This window comes from Mucilaginibacter sp. (genome assembly GCF_035492695.1).
In the GTDB taxonomy this organism is placed as follows: Bacteria; Bacteroidota; Bacteroidia; order Sphingobacteriales; family Sphingobacteriaceae; genus Mucilaginibacter.
This window is the reverse complement of the sequence record NZ_DATJJC010000012.1, coordinates 417,874-432,345: the sequence shown is the minus strand read 5'-3', so window position 1 is coordinate 432,345 and position 14,472 is coordinate 417,874. Positions and strand designations below refer to the sequence as shown.

Here is a 14,472-nt window from a genome sequence, read left to right as displayed (position 1 = left end):
AAAACCTAAATAAATGGCTGAATTTGTAGTAAACGATTTAATGCAACACCTAACATTGAAACGGTGGTTAGTCTTTCATACGCCCGATGTGATCAATAATTATAGAACAATGTTTGGCACTGTTGGAACATCAAATCTTAATAAGGCTACAAAGATTTATGATGCTACTGGATTTCATGAAATCAAACGATATTACCAGTTTGTTGGTATGATTTCCTTTCATCACACATATAAAACTTTAAGTATGTCATTGTTTGAGGCTGAAAACATGGACGATTTTTTAGAGGGCTTTAATTCTCTTAAAGAACAAAACTGGCAGGTATCAGATATAAATACTATTGGAGCTTTGCTTCAACAAGTAATAGATGATAAGAGCAAAGAGTTGGCTTCGATAATAATGAATAAAGTTTTGTAAAGCCTCGTCGAACGACTTAAAAATTCTTTCATCCATAATATACTCACCCTTAAAATCGCCTTGACTTATAATGACCGTAAGAGCAGGCGTATTTTCCTGCTTAATTAATTCGCTATCAGCCTCTTGCGTTTGCATGAAAACAAACATGCAAACATTTCAGTGAAATTTGTCCGTTGGTGCCCCCCAAAAGAGAGGGACTAAACTTTAAACCAACGTCAGCTTCTTCAAATAATCAATATTGATCTTTGCGCTTTGTAACGGAGTCTCATGGTAATACCGGCTCTGTTCTACAAAGAAATATTTCATGCCGTTATCCAATCCTGTGGTCAGCAAATGCGGGTAATTGATAATACCCTGCCCCAGGTCGCAGGCCGATTCCTCTTCGCTATTTTTTGGGAGGCGGTGTTTTAGTACATCGCGCATGTGGCATAGCCTGAAACGCTGGCTATATTTTTTGATATAAGCCTCCGGGTCTTGTCCCTCGGTTACAGTATAATAAAAGTCCATCTCAAAATCGACAAGGTTCTTATCCGTATTTGCCAGCAATACATCTATCGGCAACTGACCATCCACTTTTTTATAAGGATAATCGTGCGGGTGGTAGCCGAAACGCATGCCGTGTTTTTTGCATATCTCGCCGTTGCGGTTAAATTCATCGGCAAATTCTTTGAACTTGTCAATCGATTTCTGGGGACCTTTCCAGGGGCAGATCAAATATTTCATGCCGATCTCTGCTGCTTTTTCCGCCTGTTTCTCAAACCCGCCCGGCTCGTCGTTGTAATGGCTCGATATCAACGTAAGCCCGTTATCCGCGGCCAGCTTTTTGAAATCCTTGTTGCTCATCCCCCAAAACATGCCTTTATCACCGCCATAACTTTCAAGCTGGGAATAGCCCATCTGCCCGAGCTTTTTCAAAGTACCCGGGGTGTCTTTTGCCATTTCATCCCGCACCATATATAGCTGTATGCCAAAGGCGGATATTTTATGGGCAGGCACTGCAAATAAATCTGGTTTAGCTAATGGCAGGCTTAGTGCTAGAAGGCCTGTATTTTTGATAAATGTTCTTCTGTTTGTCATGATTAAAAAATAATGTCATTTCGACGAGGAACGAGGAGAAATCTTATACAAGCGATAGGTTGCTGCATGTTGTATAAGATCTCTCTCTTCGTTCGAGATGACACCGGTTTACATTAGTCTTAAACATTCCCCTTTTTCATCTCCTCCGCCGCATGATTAGCCGCCCTTGCCGCAAAAGCCATGTATAATATCGACGGACTTTGGTTGCCGGTGCTGGTCATACATGCGCCATCGGTTACGTACACGTTGTTGCAGAGGTGCAACTGATTCCATTTGTTAAGCAGTGATGTTTTCGGATCATTTCCCATGCGGCAGCCACCCATTTCGTGGATGTCCAAACCGGGCGCCTGGTGGGTATCGCGTTTCTCGATGTCTTTTACGCCTGCTACTTCGAGCATCTCGGCACATTGGGTCAGGAAATCCTCCACCATCTTGTCATCGTTATCATCATAACCTACCGAGGTGATGAGCTGCGGTATACCCCAGGGATCTTTTTTATCCTTACTCAGGCGCACGTGATTGTGTTCTTTAGGAATGGTTTCGCCCTGCATATACATGCCGGCGTGCCATGGCCCCGATTCCGACAGCGACTCTTTCAAGTCAGCACCGATTCCAGGATCCCAATACTGCCTGCCCCGGTTGGAGTAAACAAAAGTTAAAAATCCACCCAGGTAATTGGTGTCCTGCTTGTGCAAGTTGCGGTAATTGGCGATGATGGGGTTGGTCGGGTTGCGGCCATAGTAGTATTTATCCTCATAACCTTCAACACGACCGTGTACACTACCCCGGTAATTCTGGAAGGCCATGAATTTACCCAGCAAACCATTGTCATTCCCCAAACCGTTCGGGAAGCGGGACGATATTGAGTTAAGGAGGATCAGGTTGGTATTCAAACAAGCCGCGTTCAGGAAGATCACTTTGGCATAGTATTCTATTTCCTCTTTGGTATTGGTATCGATGATGCGCACGCCGGTTACTTTTCCTTTCTTGTCATCATAAATAACAGAGTGGACTACCGAGAATGGCCTGATGGTGAGGTTGCCCGTTTTCTTCGCCCAGGGCAAAGTTGAACTAACCGAGCTAAAGTACCCACCAAACGGGCAGCCGCGTGTACAAAGGTCGCGCGCCTGGCATTGGCCGCGCCCCTGGTCCAAATGAATTTGGTTGGGTTTGGTAAGATGCGCCCAACGGGTTTTCACCATAAAGCGGTCCTTATAATGCGCATGTATTTTCTTTTGGATATCAGCCTCCACGCAACTCAGGTCGAACGGCGGCAAATAATCGCCATCGGGCAAAGCCTCCAACCCGTCCTTATCACCACAGATACCCGAGAATTTTTCGACGTGCGAATACCAGGGCGCAATATCGGCATAACGTATAGGCCAGTCCACGGCGTAACCGTAGCGCTGCGGCGCCGAAAACTCAAAGTCGCTCCAGCGCTGGCAGGCGCGCCCCCACATAATTGACTTCCCGCCGACCTGGTAGCCACGTATCCAGTCAAATGGTTTTTCCTGTATATAGGGGTGTTCGGCGTCCTTTACAAAAAAATGATGTGTGTCCTCGCCGTAGGCATAACATTTACTGATAACCGGGTTATCCTTGATCACTTGCAAAGGTTCCTGCATCCGGTGCGGGAACTCCCAGGGTCCTTTAGTCGCCGTCGGGTAATCCTTAATATGCTCGATGTTCCGTCCGCGTTCCAGCACCAGGGTTTTCACGCCCAGGTCGCACAGCTCTTTGGCTGCCCAGCCGCCGCTGATGCCCGAGCCTATTACAATTGCATCGTAGGTATGCTGTTCTGTTCCTTTACTCATAGTCGCTCATTATTTTAGTTCGAACAAAACCAGGTCGATAGCTTTTTTGCCTGTTGGCGACAGGTAAAAAGAAATGCCTGGGGGTATAAAAGTTTCTTTACCGGCTTTTATGATAGTCGTTTTATTATTCTTTGTATTGTGCAGCATAATATCATCGCCTGCCACCAGGCCGGCGATCATCGGTCCGCGGTTATCAATGATCTGTTTATTGACCGACGTTACCCGGTAAGCGATAGCTCTTTCTTCGTTAAACAAAACAGTAAAAGGCAGTGGTTTGCGGGTATTGTTAGGATCGTAAACGGACAGAAGTTCGATATCAGAAACGTGATACAGCACTGTATCCCAGTTGCTTACCCGGTGAATAACTGTATCTTTTGAAAAATCGCGATAGAAAGCGCTGCCGGCAATACTTTTCCCGCTCTCCCATCCTTTCCCTTTCAGTTGTGTGGCGGTAACCGTATTGGTGAACATCAAAATAACGGATGGCGTGGAATGAATGTGCTGAAGCGTGGTATCATGAGGCGGGATATTCACATCCAGCACCCTGAAATATTTATTCTCCAATACATTATGATGCCGGGGTTCGTTACGCACGCGCACCTGGGCGTTCGCGCCGAGGGAGACAATTACCAATACTGACAGGAAAAGCAACTTTTTGCCATTCATTGTTCTGGGTCTAATTATCATTCTCGCAATAAAACACCGTCACATCCGGGTGCAGCCATAAAACCGATGCCGGCAACTGCGAGCTTATTTTACCTTCGAAAAGCCGGTCCATAATTTCCTTTTTGTTTTTGCCGAATACTGGCAGGATGATCTTTTTTGATTGCAATATATCAGCCACGCCCAGTGTAAGGCCATATTTCATCTCAACGCCCGAGCTTTTGATCATATTATGATTCAATGATGTTTCGCTTAACACGGCCAGGTGCGCGTGCGGTTGCAGGAAATCGGCCGGTTCGTTAAAGCCGATATGCCCGTTCAACCCTATTCCCAGCACACAAATATCGATCGGTCCCCTTGCAGCAATAAAATCATTTATGCGTTTGCATTCCTCTGCCGGGTCTTTCGCCATGGCATCAAAACCGGTATAATTTTCGTCCGCCACACCTAATGGACGGATCATATATTGTTGGAGGTAATACTCGCAACTGGCCGGATGGTCCATGGGCAGGTTGTACCATTCGTCAAGCTTAAGCAGACTTAACCCGTTAGGATCGATCAGGTCTTTTTTGTCGGCCAGTAGCCTGTAAATGCCCGTGGGCGAATTGCCGGTCGCGGTACAAAAAAGTGATTTGGGGCGACTGTTAAGATCGTTAATAATATATTCAGAGGCAAGCTCATTTAATTCTGCAACGGTAGTGCAACGGGTTATTTGCATAAAAGGAAAGATTATAATTGGTGGTTAGCCAAATATAATCTTTCCTTTTAAAAAAGCCGATTGGACAGGTGTTAAATCCAAAGAAATCGCTCTTACCGCGACACCGGTCAACAAAAGACGCCAACCGGGCCGTTTTCAAACTTTTTCATAATAGTGACACAGCGAGGCACTATTTTATGGTTAACACATTTTTTATTAATTTATTTTAATTAGTTGATAACAAGCACTTTAACTGTTAAATAACTGAAATTATGTTAACCATGTTAACCCGGCCTTTTGTTTAAATAAATATTAAATAGCTCCATTGGCGCCGCCAGCTTTAAAAGCGACTTCTCTGTTATTAAATCAAAATCTTGCCATCAGATCCGGCGCTGCGTCGGGCATCTTTATCTTATACCTGTACATGCCGTTAAACTGGTCTTCCTCCTTCAGGAACTCATGATTTTTTTTGCTGATCCAAAAGGTTTGCGTGTAATGGGTGCTGCCATTGGTTCCCTCGGTAAACAGCTTCCAGCAATCTATTTTTTGATTATCAAGTGTCGGCAGTACCTCGCTCCCGGTAACTTTGTAAATAATATATTCCGGCGGACTTAACCCGGCATCGTAAAAGTTTATTACGAAGGTTTTGTTCGCGGCAAGCGGAAGCATTTCAAAAGTCTCTATATCCAGGTCCCAGTTAAAGTTGGGGGTTTTAAAATCGAGCGAGAAATCTTTATGGGCGTTGTTGGCCACGCTATCTGCGCCGGTAATTTTTGTTTTGCTCCAATTATAAGCTTTGGTTACGCCTTTAATAGTTAGCGAAATATATACTGGCGCAAAATCTTCGGCACTGTTCAGCGAGTAAATGCTACGGTAAGCGGCACTATCGCTGCCATACCAATGCTGGGTAATAGCGAATACTTTTTGGCCGTCGCGGCTTTCCAATTGAATATTGCGCAGCCAAAACCAAAAACGCAGGGTTTGCTTGTTTTTTGGATTTTGAAAATATACCAGGTACTGGTTCAGGCCCGGCTTCAGGTTGGAGACGTTCAGGCGTTTGTCCTGCAGGCGGATGGTATCTGATTGGGCGTAGGCCGATAAGCCAATAAGACAGCATATCGTTATAATTATAATCCTTTTCATGTTGATTTAAATAATATATATCTGCGTATCGGAAAGCTTCCGGGCCACCTGCTTTTCGAGATAATAAATGAATAAAAGAAGGGACAAATTGAGAAGCTGTGTCAAAGCAGCGTATGAATCGGAAAACGGGTCGTGATTGTGCCAATGCGTATAAATCGCCCCCAGCATGATCAATACCAACCCAGCCGATGCAAATTTGCCTGCCTTGAATTTGAAATGCAGCAGGATGCCCAGCGCGCCGACAGTTTCCATGGCCATAATAAAATACAGGAACCATATTGCATAACCTGATTGCTTAAAAAAATCGATCATGATACTCATATTTGTTGATTTACCGACCGTCGCTACCAGGAACGAATTGCCAATGGATACCGATATTGCCCATAACGTGATATTGACGGTAGAGGGAAGCAGGGTATCGTTCGATGCCCCGTATTTAGCATGCAGCCTGATAAAAATATTGGTCGCCATATAGCCCAATACCAGGTGAGTGGCGTATGCCCCGTAATGAATGAGGATGTTGAGCGCCTTCAACAGGAAAGCATTTTTGATACCCGCAAAGAAAAGTATCCAAACCGCCAGTGCCAGGTAAATGGCAATCATAAGGTAAGCCTTAGCCAAACTATGAACTGGTTTGGCATCGGGCTCCCATATAAAGTTTATCAAACCTCCGAGTAACAGCAGACCGGCTAAGATCATGATGTCCATTTCATTAAGTTTATTTTGAAGCCGCGGGAATTTTTACCGGCACCATTAAAATACCAGGCGCCTTATCCTGGGCATAGTAGAGTGTTTTACCATCGGGCGAGACAATTGGATCGAAATTGCCTTTGCCGTTGTTAACGTTAGCGCTTAGTTTTTTCCCCTGCGTCCAATCATCGCCTTTACGGTAGCTGATGTATAGTTCATTATCGCTTACAAAGATGATATAATGCTCGTCTGGTGCGATAAAAGGATCATATATCTCTTTATCGCCGTTCAAAGCCAGCATTTTGGGCTTATCATAATGATCGCCGAGCCATTTCACGTAATATCCACGCATACCGGCATTACCGTCGCGGTTGCGCGAACAGAAACATATTGTCCCCGAACCACTGACAGACGGCCCAAAATCATTGCAGCCTTCAGCGTTAACAGGTGCCCCGAAACGCTTCGGCGCCGACCAGCCGTCACCCGAAAGCTTATCTACATACCAGAGATGCGCATTTTTCTGCGCTTTGTCCTGCGGTGTGCCTTCCAGCGGGCGGGTGGATACAAAGATCAACCGTTTACCATCCGGGCTCATGGTTGGGTCCCAGTCTTTCCATTGCCCCGAGAACTGAGCTGTTACCGGGGTGCTCCATTTACCCTTAGTCATTTTAGATACAACAATGGTTTGGCCATCGGCAATAAATACAGTTTTTTGGTCGGGCATAAAGGCGGCTACCGATTCATTACTGAAGTCGGTTTTACCGTCCTGCGAAAATACTTTTGGCTGCGCAGCCGGATCGACTATATCCTGGCTGAATGCGGAAAGGGTTGTACAGAGTACCACGATACCCGGTACAACCCACTTAATGATGCATTTCATACGATAGATCTATTGAGATTTAGTTGATATCCTTACTGTCCTGGAGCTTTTGCACCATAGTGGTCACGATATTTTTATTTGCCGGGTCGGGCGCCTGGGACAGGGCTTTCTGAGCGTAGGTGAGTGCCTTTTTATAATCGCCTACGGCCGAATAACCCCTTGCCATGCCCGCATTGGTCAGGAATTCGTTCGGGTGCTTGTCATAATTGATCTTGAATACATCCAATGCCTGCTGGCCCTTTTTCTGACGGGTAAGGCCCCTTGCATAAAAGTACAGCTCGTTCATATTTCCGTAGGGGTATGCTTTTTTCATTACATCGGCCGCTTCCTGGGTTTTGCCCAGTCCGTCCAAAACCGAGGCTTTGGTGCTCCAGGCGGTAAAGCTTTTATCACCGCCAAAATTTATGCTGGTTGCAGTGTCGGTCCATAATAAAGCTTCGTCAAGGTTGGTTTTATTCTGAACACAGTACTGTGCTGCCTGGTCCCAGCCCTCCCAGGTAAAGCCTTTTTCGCCCTGTAATTCTCTTCTGAAAGAGGCTAATTGTGTACCTACCACGTCGACATCAATTTTGAAAGGTATAACCAGTTTTTCCCATTGCAGGGCAACAACTGCACTCGATGGGGTTTGGTCAGTAAACTCATACTTGAGCCATTCCACGCTTTTGTCGGCAGGCACCGGCTTTACTTTAACGCGCAATACATCCTCTTCGGGCTTGTAAAAGAAAGCACCCCATGCAGTTGAATTTTTGGAAAAAATAAGCGTGCATTCGTTAGGGTCGTAGGCAACAAAAAAGCCGTACCTGCCTGCTGCCAGTGGCTGCCCTTCTATCTTTACATCGGTGGAAAACTCGATGAAAGTACTTTCATTGGCGCCTGCCCGCCATGGCGCATGTTTTGACGGGCCAAAGCCCTGATCGACATAGCCCGGGGGGACTAATTCGCCCCAGATATGGCCGTCTCTTTTTTTAACCGCTGGACGGCTATAGGTAATGGCTACATTGGTGATGCCAATGCCCTCGCTTACCGAGGCGCGTTTATTGCCTCCGCTCGGCAGCGATGTTAGCTGCGCCTGCACGGGGCTGGTAAAAACGATCTGCATAGTTGCCAGCAATAAACCGGCTGTGATTAACTTTTTCATGTGAATGGTTTGAAAATTAATGTTCTTCATTTTTTTACTTCAGCAACGAGACAATATCCTTTAAACCGTGCGACAGCAGCAGCCACGCAACAGCAGTTAACGGGGCAAGTTTTTGAGCTAAATCGTGTAGTTTCATATAGGTTGGCGTTGTGATTGTCGGTTAAAATTTGCCTTTATTGCCGTTTACAGCAAATCATTTCAATCCGCAATGCTGTATTTTTAACCGATTGGCATCATCAACGGCGCGTAGCATTTTTTCGGTTATTATTGAATAAATATCACCATCCGTTGAAAATGACAGGTTGAAATCAAAAAGCTTCGTATTTTTAAAAATGAATTTTTTGAAAGGGAAGGCGACGATCACCCAGTTGCAGGTGCTGATATGGATAGCGGTTTACCTTATCATTTTCTTTTCGGTGCTGCCCGAAGACGGCTTTCCGCAGGCTGCCAGTTTCAGTACGATCAGCGTTGCTTTCTATATTTTGATCATTTACGGAAATATCAAGTTCCTGTTTCCAAAGCTTTGGGAAAGAGGTTATAAAGTGACTTATGTTCTTTGCGTTATTGCGATGCTGGTTGGTGGAGGACTGACGAGGGGATATCTCATTATGTTTATCTACAACAAATTCATGGCTCCCAAGCCCGAAGTAATGACCCTGGGTATGGCGCTGAATTTTATCATTGCAGGGTTCCTGAATTACATGCTCAGCTTTGTTTTCCGGATCGCGCTTGCCTATTTTAGCCTGAAACAGCAGGCAGAAGAGATACTACTGCAAAAAAGCCAGGCCGAACTGAATCTTTTAAAATCGCAGGTACAGCCGCATTTCCTGTTCAATACGCTTAATAATATTTATTACGAAGCTTACCGCGAGGCGCCGCGAACCGCAGGGCTGATCGAAAGGCTTTCCGACATTATGCGCTACTTTGTGGACGAAAGCCCGAAGGACGAGGTTTCACTGCAAACCGAGATACAGTTTATTGAAAATTACATCGCCCTGGAGAAAATACGCATCCGCCATAAAACGGAGATTAACTTTGTAAAGGAATATAATGCCGACTCGCGCATACCGCCCATGTTGCTGATGACCTTTGTTGAAAATATTTTTAAACATGGGATAGATAAATCGAGTGCCGAGAACAAGATAGATATCTCCCTGATACAGCAGGACGGCTACTTACTTTTTCAAAGCTGTAACCGGATACATCCAAAAGCGTCAAAAGAAGTAGCACATGGGTTCGGCATCCAGAATTTACGGAAAAGATTAAGCATGTTGTACGGGACAAAGTTCGAACTGAATATTGAAAATAATGGTCAAAAATTTGTTGCGTTTTTAAAGGTCCCCATATCATGAGCTTAAGCTGCATCATTATCGACGACGAGCCCAATGCCGTAAATTTACTGGAGATACTTATCCATCAAACAACCGACTGGGAGCTTTTGGCCAAATGTTACGATGCGCTTGAGGCGATGGCATTCCTTAAAAAGAATAAGGTCGATTTTCTTTTTCTGGACATTAATATGCCGCAACTGACGGGCATGGAACTCGCAGGACTGCTGCCTACCGAAACCAAGATCGTTTTTACAACCGCCTATTCGGAATATGCAGCCGAGAGCTACACTTTTCAAACCATCGACTACCTGATGAAGCCCATCACGCTGAAAAGGTTCCTCACGTCCACCCAAAAGATCGAATCTTATTTTGGCAAACAGCAAACGGTAGAGACAACAACGCCACAACAGCATGAGAAGGAGTACTTCTTCATCAAATCAGGGAAAACGCTTAGTAAAATCCGACTGGAGGATATATTGTATTTTGAAGGCGAGAAGGAGTACGCCCGCCTGGTGTCAACAACGGGTCAGTTGCTTATTTACCGGCGCCTAAAAGATATCGAAGCGCAATTGCCACCCCCCTTTGTTCGGGTACATAATTCGTACATCGTTAATACAAAACAACTGGAGAAGATACAGGATAACCATATCTATATTGCCGGCAAGCAGATACCCATCAGCGAAAAATTCAAGTCTGAACTAATGGCGGTGATACAGCAACGGATATTTTGAGAGCCAAGAACCAGGATTTGCCTTGACTCTACTTCGCAAACAATTGTCCCATGTCTTTAAAAGCCTTAAATTCCAGGGCATTCCCGCAAGGATCGGTAAAAAACATGGTTGCCTGTTCGCCGGGGAGGCCTTTAAAACGGATATAGGGTTCAATAATAAATTTAACGCCGAAGGTTTTCAGCCGTTCCGCCAGTTTTTCCCATTCATCCCATTCCAGCACTACTCCGAAATGCGGCACAGGCACATCATGGCCGTCGACCGGGTTGGTGTGATGTTTTGAATCGCCTTCGGGTTTTGGTTTATAGTGGATAACAAACTGATGGCCATATAGGTCGAAGTCGGTCCAGAGCTCGTCGGTACGGCCTTCAGCACAACCTAATACTTCGCGGTAAAATTTACGTGCTGCTTCAAGGTCATATACCGGTACGGCAACATGGAACGGGGTGAGTTTGCTCATGATGCAATTATAATTATTTTAATATTATCATATTTGCTTAACATGAATAACATCTGTTTGATCGAAGACGAACAAAAAGTATCTGCCTTTATTGTCAGGGGGCTGGAAGAGCATGGCTATACGGTTAAGGCCGCGGCAAACGGGGCAGAAGGTCAAAAACTTATAGGAAAAGATAAATTCGATCTGCTGATTTTGGATGTGATGCTGCCCGACACTAATGGTGTAGATCTTTGCCGCCAGATACGGGAAGATGATATTGATACCCCTATCCTGATGCTTACCGCCCTGAACCAGGTGCATGACAAGGTGTCCGGCCTGAAAGCGGGTGCGGATGATTACCTGGTAAAACCGTTCCATTTTAGCGAATTACTGGCCCGTATCGAGGCCCTGATGCGTCGCAATAAAAACCGGGAAGCGGACCATCAGATATCATTCGATGACCTGAAGCTGGATAGCTGGACCAAAACTGCCGAGCGGGACGGCAAACAAATAACACTGACTGCAAAAGAATATACATTGCTGGAACTGTTCATGCGCAACCCAAACAAAATACTTTCACGGGAGTACATAGCAGAAGAGGTTTGGGGTATCGGGTTTGATACAGGCACTAATTTCATTGATGTGTATGTGAATTATCTGCGTAAAAAAATCGAGAAGGATTTTAAAGGGAAACTCATCCATACGGTCATCGGTATGGGGTACATATTAAAGCAGGCAAATAAGTAATGAAAATAAAGAACCGGCTTGCGCTTTACTTTACCATTATCAGTGCGGTCATATTGCTGATAGCGCTTGCTGCGATATTTTTGACTTTTAGCTCGTTTGTTAAATCCGATTTTTATAACCGCCTGTCCGATCGCGCCAAAGTTGCCGCTCAGTTATATTTGGAAGCGGATGAGATACCGGTCGACTCGCTTAACCGGGTGCGCGAGCGTTACCTGAAGCAGATACCTGGCGAAGTAGTGCGTATTTATAACGACCGTAACGCGCCCTATTTTATCAAAGACAGGCAACAGTATTGGAGCGATAATGTGATAGACCTGGTGCGCAGGCGCAAGGAAATGGAATTTACCGAAGGCGACCGGCAAACCGTCGGGATCTATTACAATGACAACCAGGGAAACTTCGTGATATTGGTGTCGGCCGAGGATATACACGGGCATCACCGGATAGAGGACCTCATCGAGATCATGCTGGTGATGATCGTCTGTCTTTCGGCAGGTTTGTTTTTTGTTGGCAGGTGGTTTGCCCAAAAATCACTTGAACCGATAGATGATATTGTAGCGCAGGTGCAGCAGGTGCGGGCAAGCAACCTTAGCCTGCGCATAAACGAAGGTAATGGTAAGGATGAGATAAGCGCACTGGCAAAAAATTTCAATAAATTGTTGAAGCATCTCGAAAATGCCTTCGAACTACAGCAAACTTTCGTCATCAATGCCTCGCACGAGCTTCGGACACCGGTTACCAGCATCATGGGCGAATTGGAAGTTACGCTGAATAAGCAACGCACCCAGCAGGAATATGAGCAGGTGCTGCGCTCGGTACTATCGGATGCGGAAAGGCTGAATGAGACCATAACCGGACTGCTGGAACTGGCGCAGGTGGATATGAATTATACACAAGCTATCCTTAGCCCGGTGGCCATTGACGAGTTGATTTGGGAACTTGCCGATTACTGGAACAACAAAGCCGGCAGGGGCCTATTTGTTGTCAATATCATTAACCTGCCCGACGACCACGAAAAACTGCTTATACCAGCTAATAAGGCACTGCTCAGTATTGCATTGAACAACATAATAGGTAACGGCTATAAATTTTCAGATAACCGGCCGGTGCAATGCGACCTGGATGCCGGCAACGGCCATATCAGCATTAACATTACCGATTCGGGTATTGGTATCCCGGCGGGCGAAATTGAAAAAGTGTTCCAGTCATTTTACCGTGCCAACAATACGAAGGATTATCATGGCAATGGTATAGGGCTTTACATTACCGCCAAGATCATCAACCTGTTTAACGGCACTATTAAGGCGCGTTCCAATAACGGAAAGGGCACCTCTTTCATTATAAATTTCACTCTTTAGTAATTCTAATCCCTTTTTAATCTTGCTTTAATTCGGCTCTAATACCTCCGGTCTACTTTTGCGCAAACAACAAAATATGCGTTTAAAGTTTTCTCGTGCCTTCTTATTCATCCAGTTTTTGGTTTCGGCTTTGGGTATGCGGTTATATGCACAAACTACAACCGATACTTTAAAACTGACCCTTAAGCAAGCCGAAGACCAGTTCCTAAAAAATAATCTCGAACTTATTATCCAGCGTTATAATATTGATAACGCCAGTGCTAATGTCATCACGGCGCGCTTGTTCCAAAACCCTGATTTTAGTTTTGCCAACGGCATCCATGCCACCGGGGTGCCAAATGCCTTTAGTGAGCAGGCGGTCAGCGTTTCGCAACTTTTCTTTACAGCGGGCAAAAGGAATAAAAATATTCAATTGGCTAAAATCGGCGTCGAACAGGCCAAATACCAGTTCTTCGACCTGTTACGCACGCTGAAATTTACACTCCACAGCGATTTTTACAACATTTATTTCCAGGAGCAATCTGCTAAAGTTTATGATGAGGAGATCAGTTCGCTGGGAAAAACACTCAATGTGTTTAAACAACAGTATCAAAAAGGCAACATTGCCGAAAAGGAGGTGCTGCGTATTCAATCACAGCTGTATTCCCTGCAAACGGAATATAATAATTTATTGACCAGCATCGATACGACACAAAGCGAATTGAAACTGCTCATCAAGGCATCGCCGGTATCTTATATAGATCCGCAGGTAAGTTTCGATAACAATAAGGATGTCGCTTCCGCGGTTCCCTACCAGCAACTGCTTGATTCGGCCTACACCAACCGCTACGACTTAAAGTACACCAAAGCGGTGGTAGATTATAATACGCTCAATTTAAAGCTTCAGAAGGCCACTGCCATGCCCGATGTTTCGCTGTCTTTCAATTATGATAAACTGGGATCGTACGGTAATAATTTCATGAGTGCGGGAATTGCTTTCAGTCTGCCCTTTTTTAACCGTAACCAGGGAAATATACAGCAGGCACGTATAGCCATTGACCAAAGTAAGGTGCAGTTCCAAAGCCAGCAGGACCAGGTGCAAAGCGATGTAGCCACCAGTTACAAAAGTGCGCTTAGGCTCGAAAAACTATATAACAGTTTCGACCCAAAGTTCAAGACAGACTTCACTAACCTGATCAAAGAAGTGAATATCAATTACGAAAAAAGAAACCTGAGTATGCTCGAATTCCTCGATTTCTATGATTCCTATAAAACCAACACCATCCAGCTGAACAACCTGCAATTGAGCAAAGTACTTGCACTTGAACAACTGAACTACGCCACCGGGACACCCTTTTTTAACCAACAATGAA

The 14,472-nt window shown here is 45.1% G+C and carries 15 protein-coding genes; 6 read left to right on the top strand and 9 right to left on the bottom strand.

Annotated features, from left to right (window positions below):
* The first annotated feature begins 13 nt into the window (after positions 1–13).
* Entirely contained in the window at positions 14–415 is a 402-nt protein-coding gene (locus VL525_RS08665; RefSeq protein ID WP_325385454.1) for a hypothetical protein, read from the top strand.
* Between the two features lie 204 nt (positions 416–619).
* Here VL525_RS08665 and VL525_RS08660 read toward each other — a convergent pair whose 3' ends face one another.
* The 8 genes from VL525_RS08660 to VL525_RS08625 form a co-directional block, all read right to left on the bottom strand.
* Complete coding sequence (locus VL525_RS08660) at positions 620–1,492, bottom strand: sugar phosphate isomerase/epimerase (RefSeq protein WP_325385453.1); 873 nt, start codon at positions 1,490–1,492, stop codon at positions 620–622.
* A gap of 119 nt (positions 1,493–1,611) precedes the next feature.
* Entirely contained in the window at positions 1,612–3,306 is a 1,695-nt protein-coding gene (locus VL525_RS08655; RefSeq protein WP_325385452.1) for a GMC family oxidoreductase, read from the bottom strand.
* A gap of 9 nt (positions 3,307–3,315) precedes the next feature.
* Positions 3,316–3,972: a hypothetical protein gene (locus VL525_RS08650; protein ID WP_325385450.1), complete on the bottom strand. Its 657-nt coding sequence runs from the start codon at positions 3,970–3,972 to the stop codon at positions 3,316–3,318.
* A 10-nt stretch (positions 3,973–3,982) separates the two neighbouring features.
* Positions 3,983–4,687 (bottom strand): 6-phosphogluconolactonase, encoded by a 705-nt coding sequence (locus VL525_RS08645; RefSeq protein WP_325385448.1) that lies wholly within the window; start codon positions 4,685–4,687, stop codon positions 3,983–3,985.
* Positions 4,688–5,032: 345 nt separating this feature from the next.
* Positions 5,033–5,809: a hypothetical protein gene (locus VL525_RS08640; protein WP_325385446.1), complete on the bottom strand. Its 777-nt coding sequence runs from the start codon at positions 5,807–5,809 to the stop codon at positions 5,033–5,035.
* A gap of 6 nt (positions 5,810–5,815) precedes the next feature.
* A complete protein-coding gene (locus VL525_RS08635) occupies positions 5,816–6,517 on the bottom strand; it encodes a DoxX family protein (RefSeq protein WP_325385444.1) in 702 nt (233 codons plus the stop codon).
* A 10-nt stretch (positions 6,518–6,527) separates the two neighbouring features.
* Positions 6,528–7,379 carry a hypothetical protein gene (locus tag VL525_RS08630; protein WP_325385442.1) on the bottom strand — a complete coding sequence of 284 codons (852 nt, stop codon included), beginning with the start codon at positions 7,377–7,379 and terminating at the stop codon, positions 6,528–6,530.
* A gap of 19 nt (positions 7,380–7,398) precedes the next feature.
* Positions 7,399–8,517 (bottom strand): DUF2911 domain-containing protein, encoded by a 1,119-nt coding sequence (locus VL525_RS08625; protein WP_325385440.1) that lies wholly within the window; start codon positions 8,515–8,517, stop codon positions 7,399–7,401.
* A 332-nt stretch (positions 8,518–8,849) separates the two neighbouring features.
* On the opposite strand from VL525_RS08625, the gene VL525_RS08620 reads away from it, so the two are divergent.
* A complete protein-coding gene (locus VL525_RS08620) occupies positions 8,850–9,869 on the top strand; it encodes a sensor histidine kinase (protein ID WP_325385438.1) in 1,020 nt (339 codons plus the stop codon).
* Positions 9,866–10,579, top strand: a complete 714-nt coding sequence (locus VL525_RS08615; protein WP_325385436.1) for a LytTR family DNA-binding domain-containing protein — start codon at positions 9,866–9,868, stop codon at positions 10,577–10,579. The genes VL525_RS08620 and VL525_RS08615 overlap by 4 nt, the downstream gene beginning before the upstream one ends.
* A gap of 28 nt (positions 10,580–10,607) precedes the next feature.
* On the opposite strand, the gene VL525_RS08610 is transcribed toward VL525_RS08615, so the two are convergent.
* Entirely contained in the window at positions 10,608–11,036 is a 429-nt protein-coding gene (locus tag VL525_RS08610; protein ID WP_325385434.1) for a VOC family protein, read from the bottom strand.
* Positions 11,037–11,078: 42 nt separating this feature from the next.
* On the opposite strand from VL525_RS08610, the gene VL525_RS08605 reads away from it, so the two are divergent.
* The 3 genes from VL525_RS08605 (at position 11,079) to VL525_RS08595 (ending at position 14,471) form a co-directional block, all read left to right on the top strand.
* A complete protein-coding gene (locus tag VL525_RS08605) occupies positions 11,079–11,762 on the top strand; it encodes a response regulator transcription factor (protein WP_325385432.1) in 684 nt (227 codons plus the stop codon).
* Positions 11,762–13,120, top strand: a complete 1,359-nt coding sequence (locus tag VL525_RS08600) for a HAMP domain-containing sensor histidine kinase (protein ID WP_325385429.1) — start codon at positions 11,762–11,764, stop codon at positions 13,118–13,120. Before VL525_RS08605 ends, VL525_RS08600 begins: the two co-directional genes overlap by 1 nt.
* A gap of 76 nt (positions 13,121–13,196) precedes the next feature.
* A complete protein-coding gene (locus VL525_RS08595) occupies positions 13,197–14,471 on the top strand; it encodes a TolC family protein (RefSeq protein WP_325385427.1) in 1,275 nt (424 codons plus the stop codon).
* Position 14,472 lies beyond the last annotated feature (1 nt).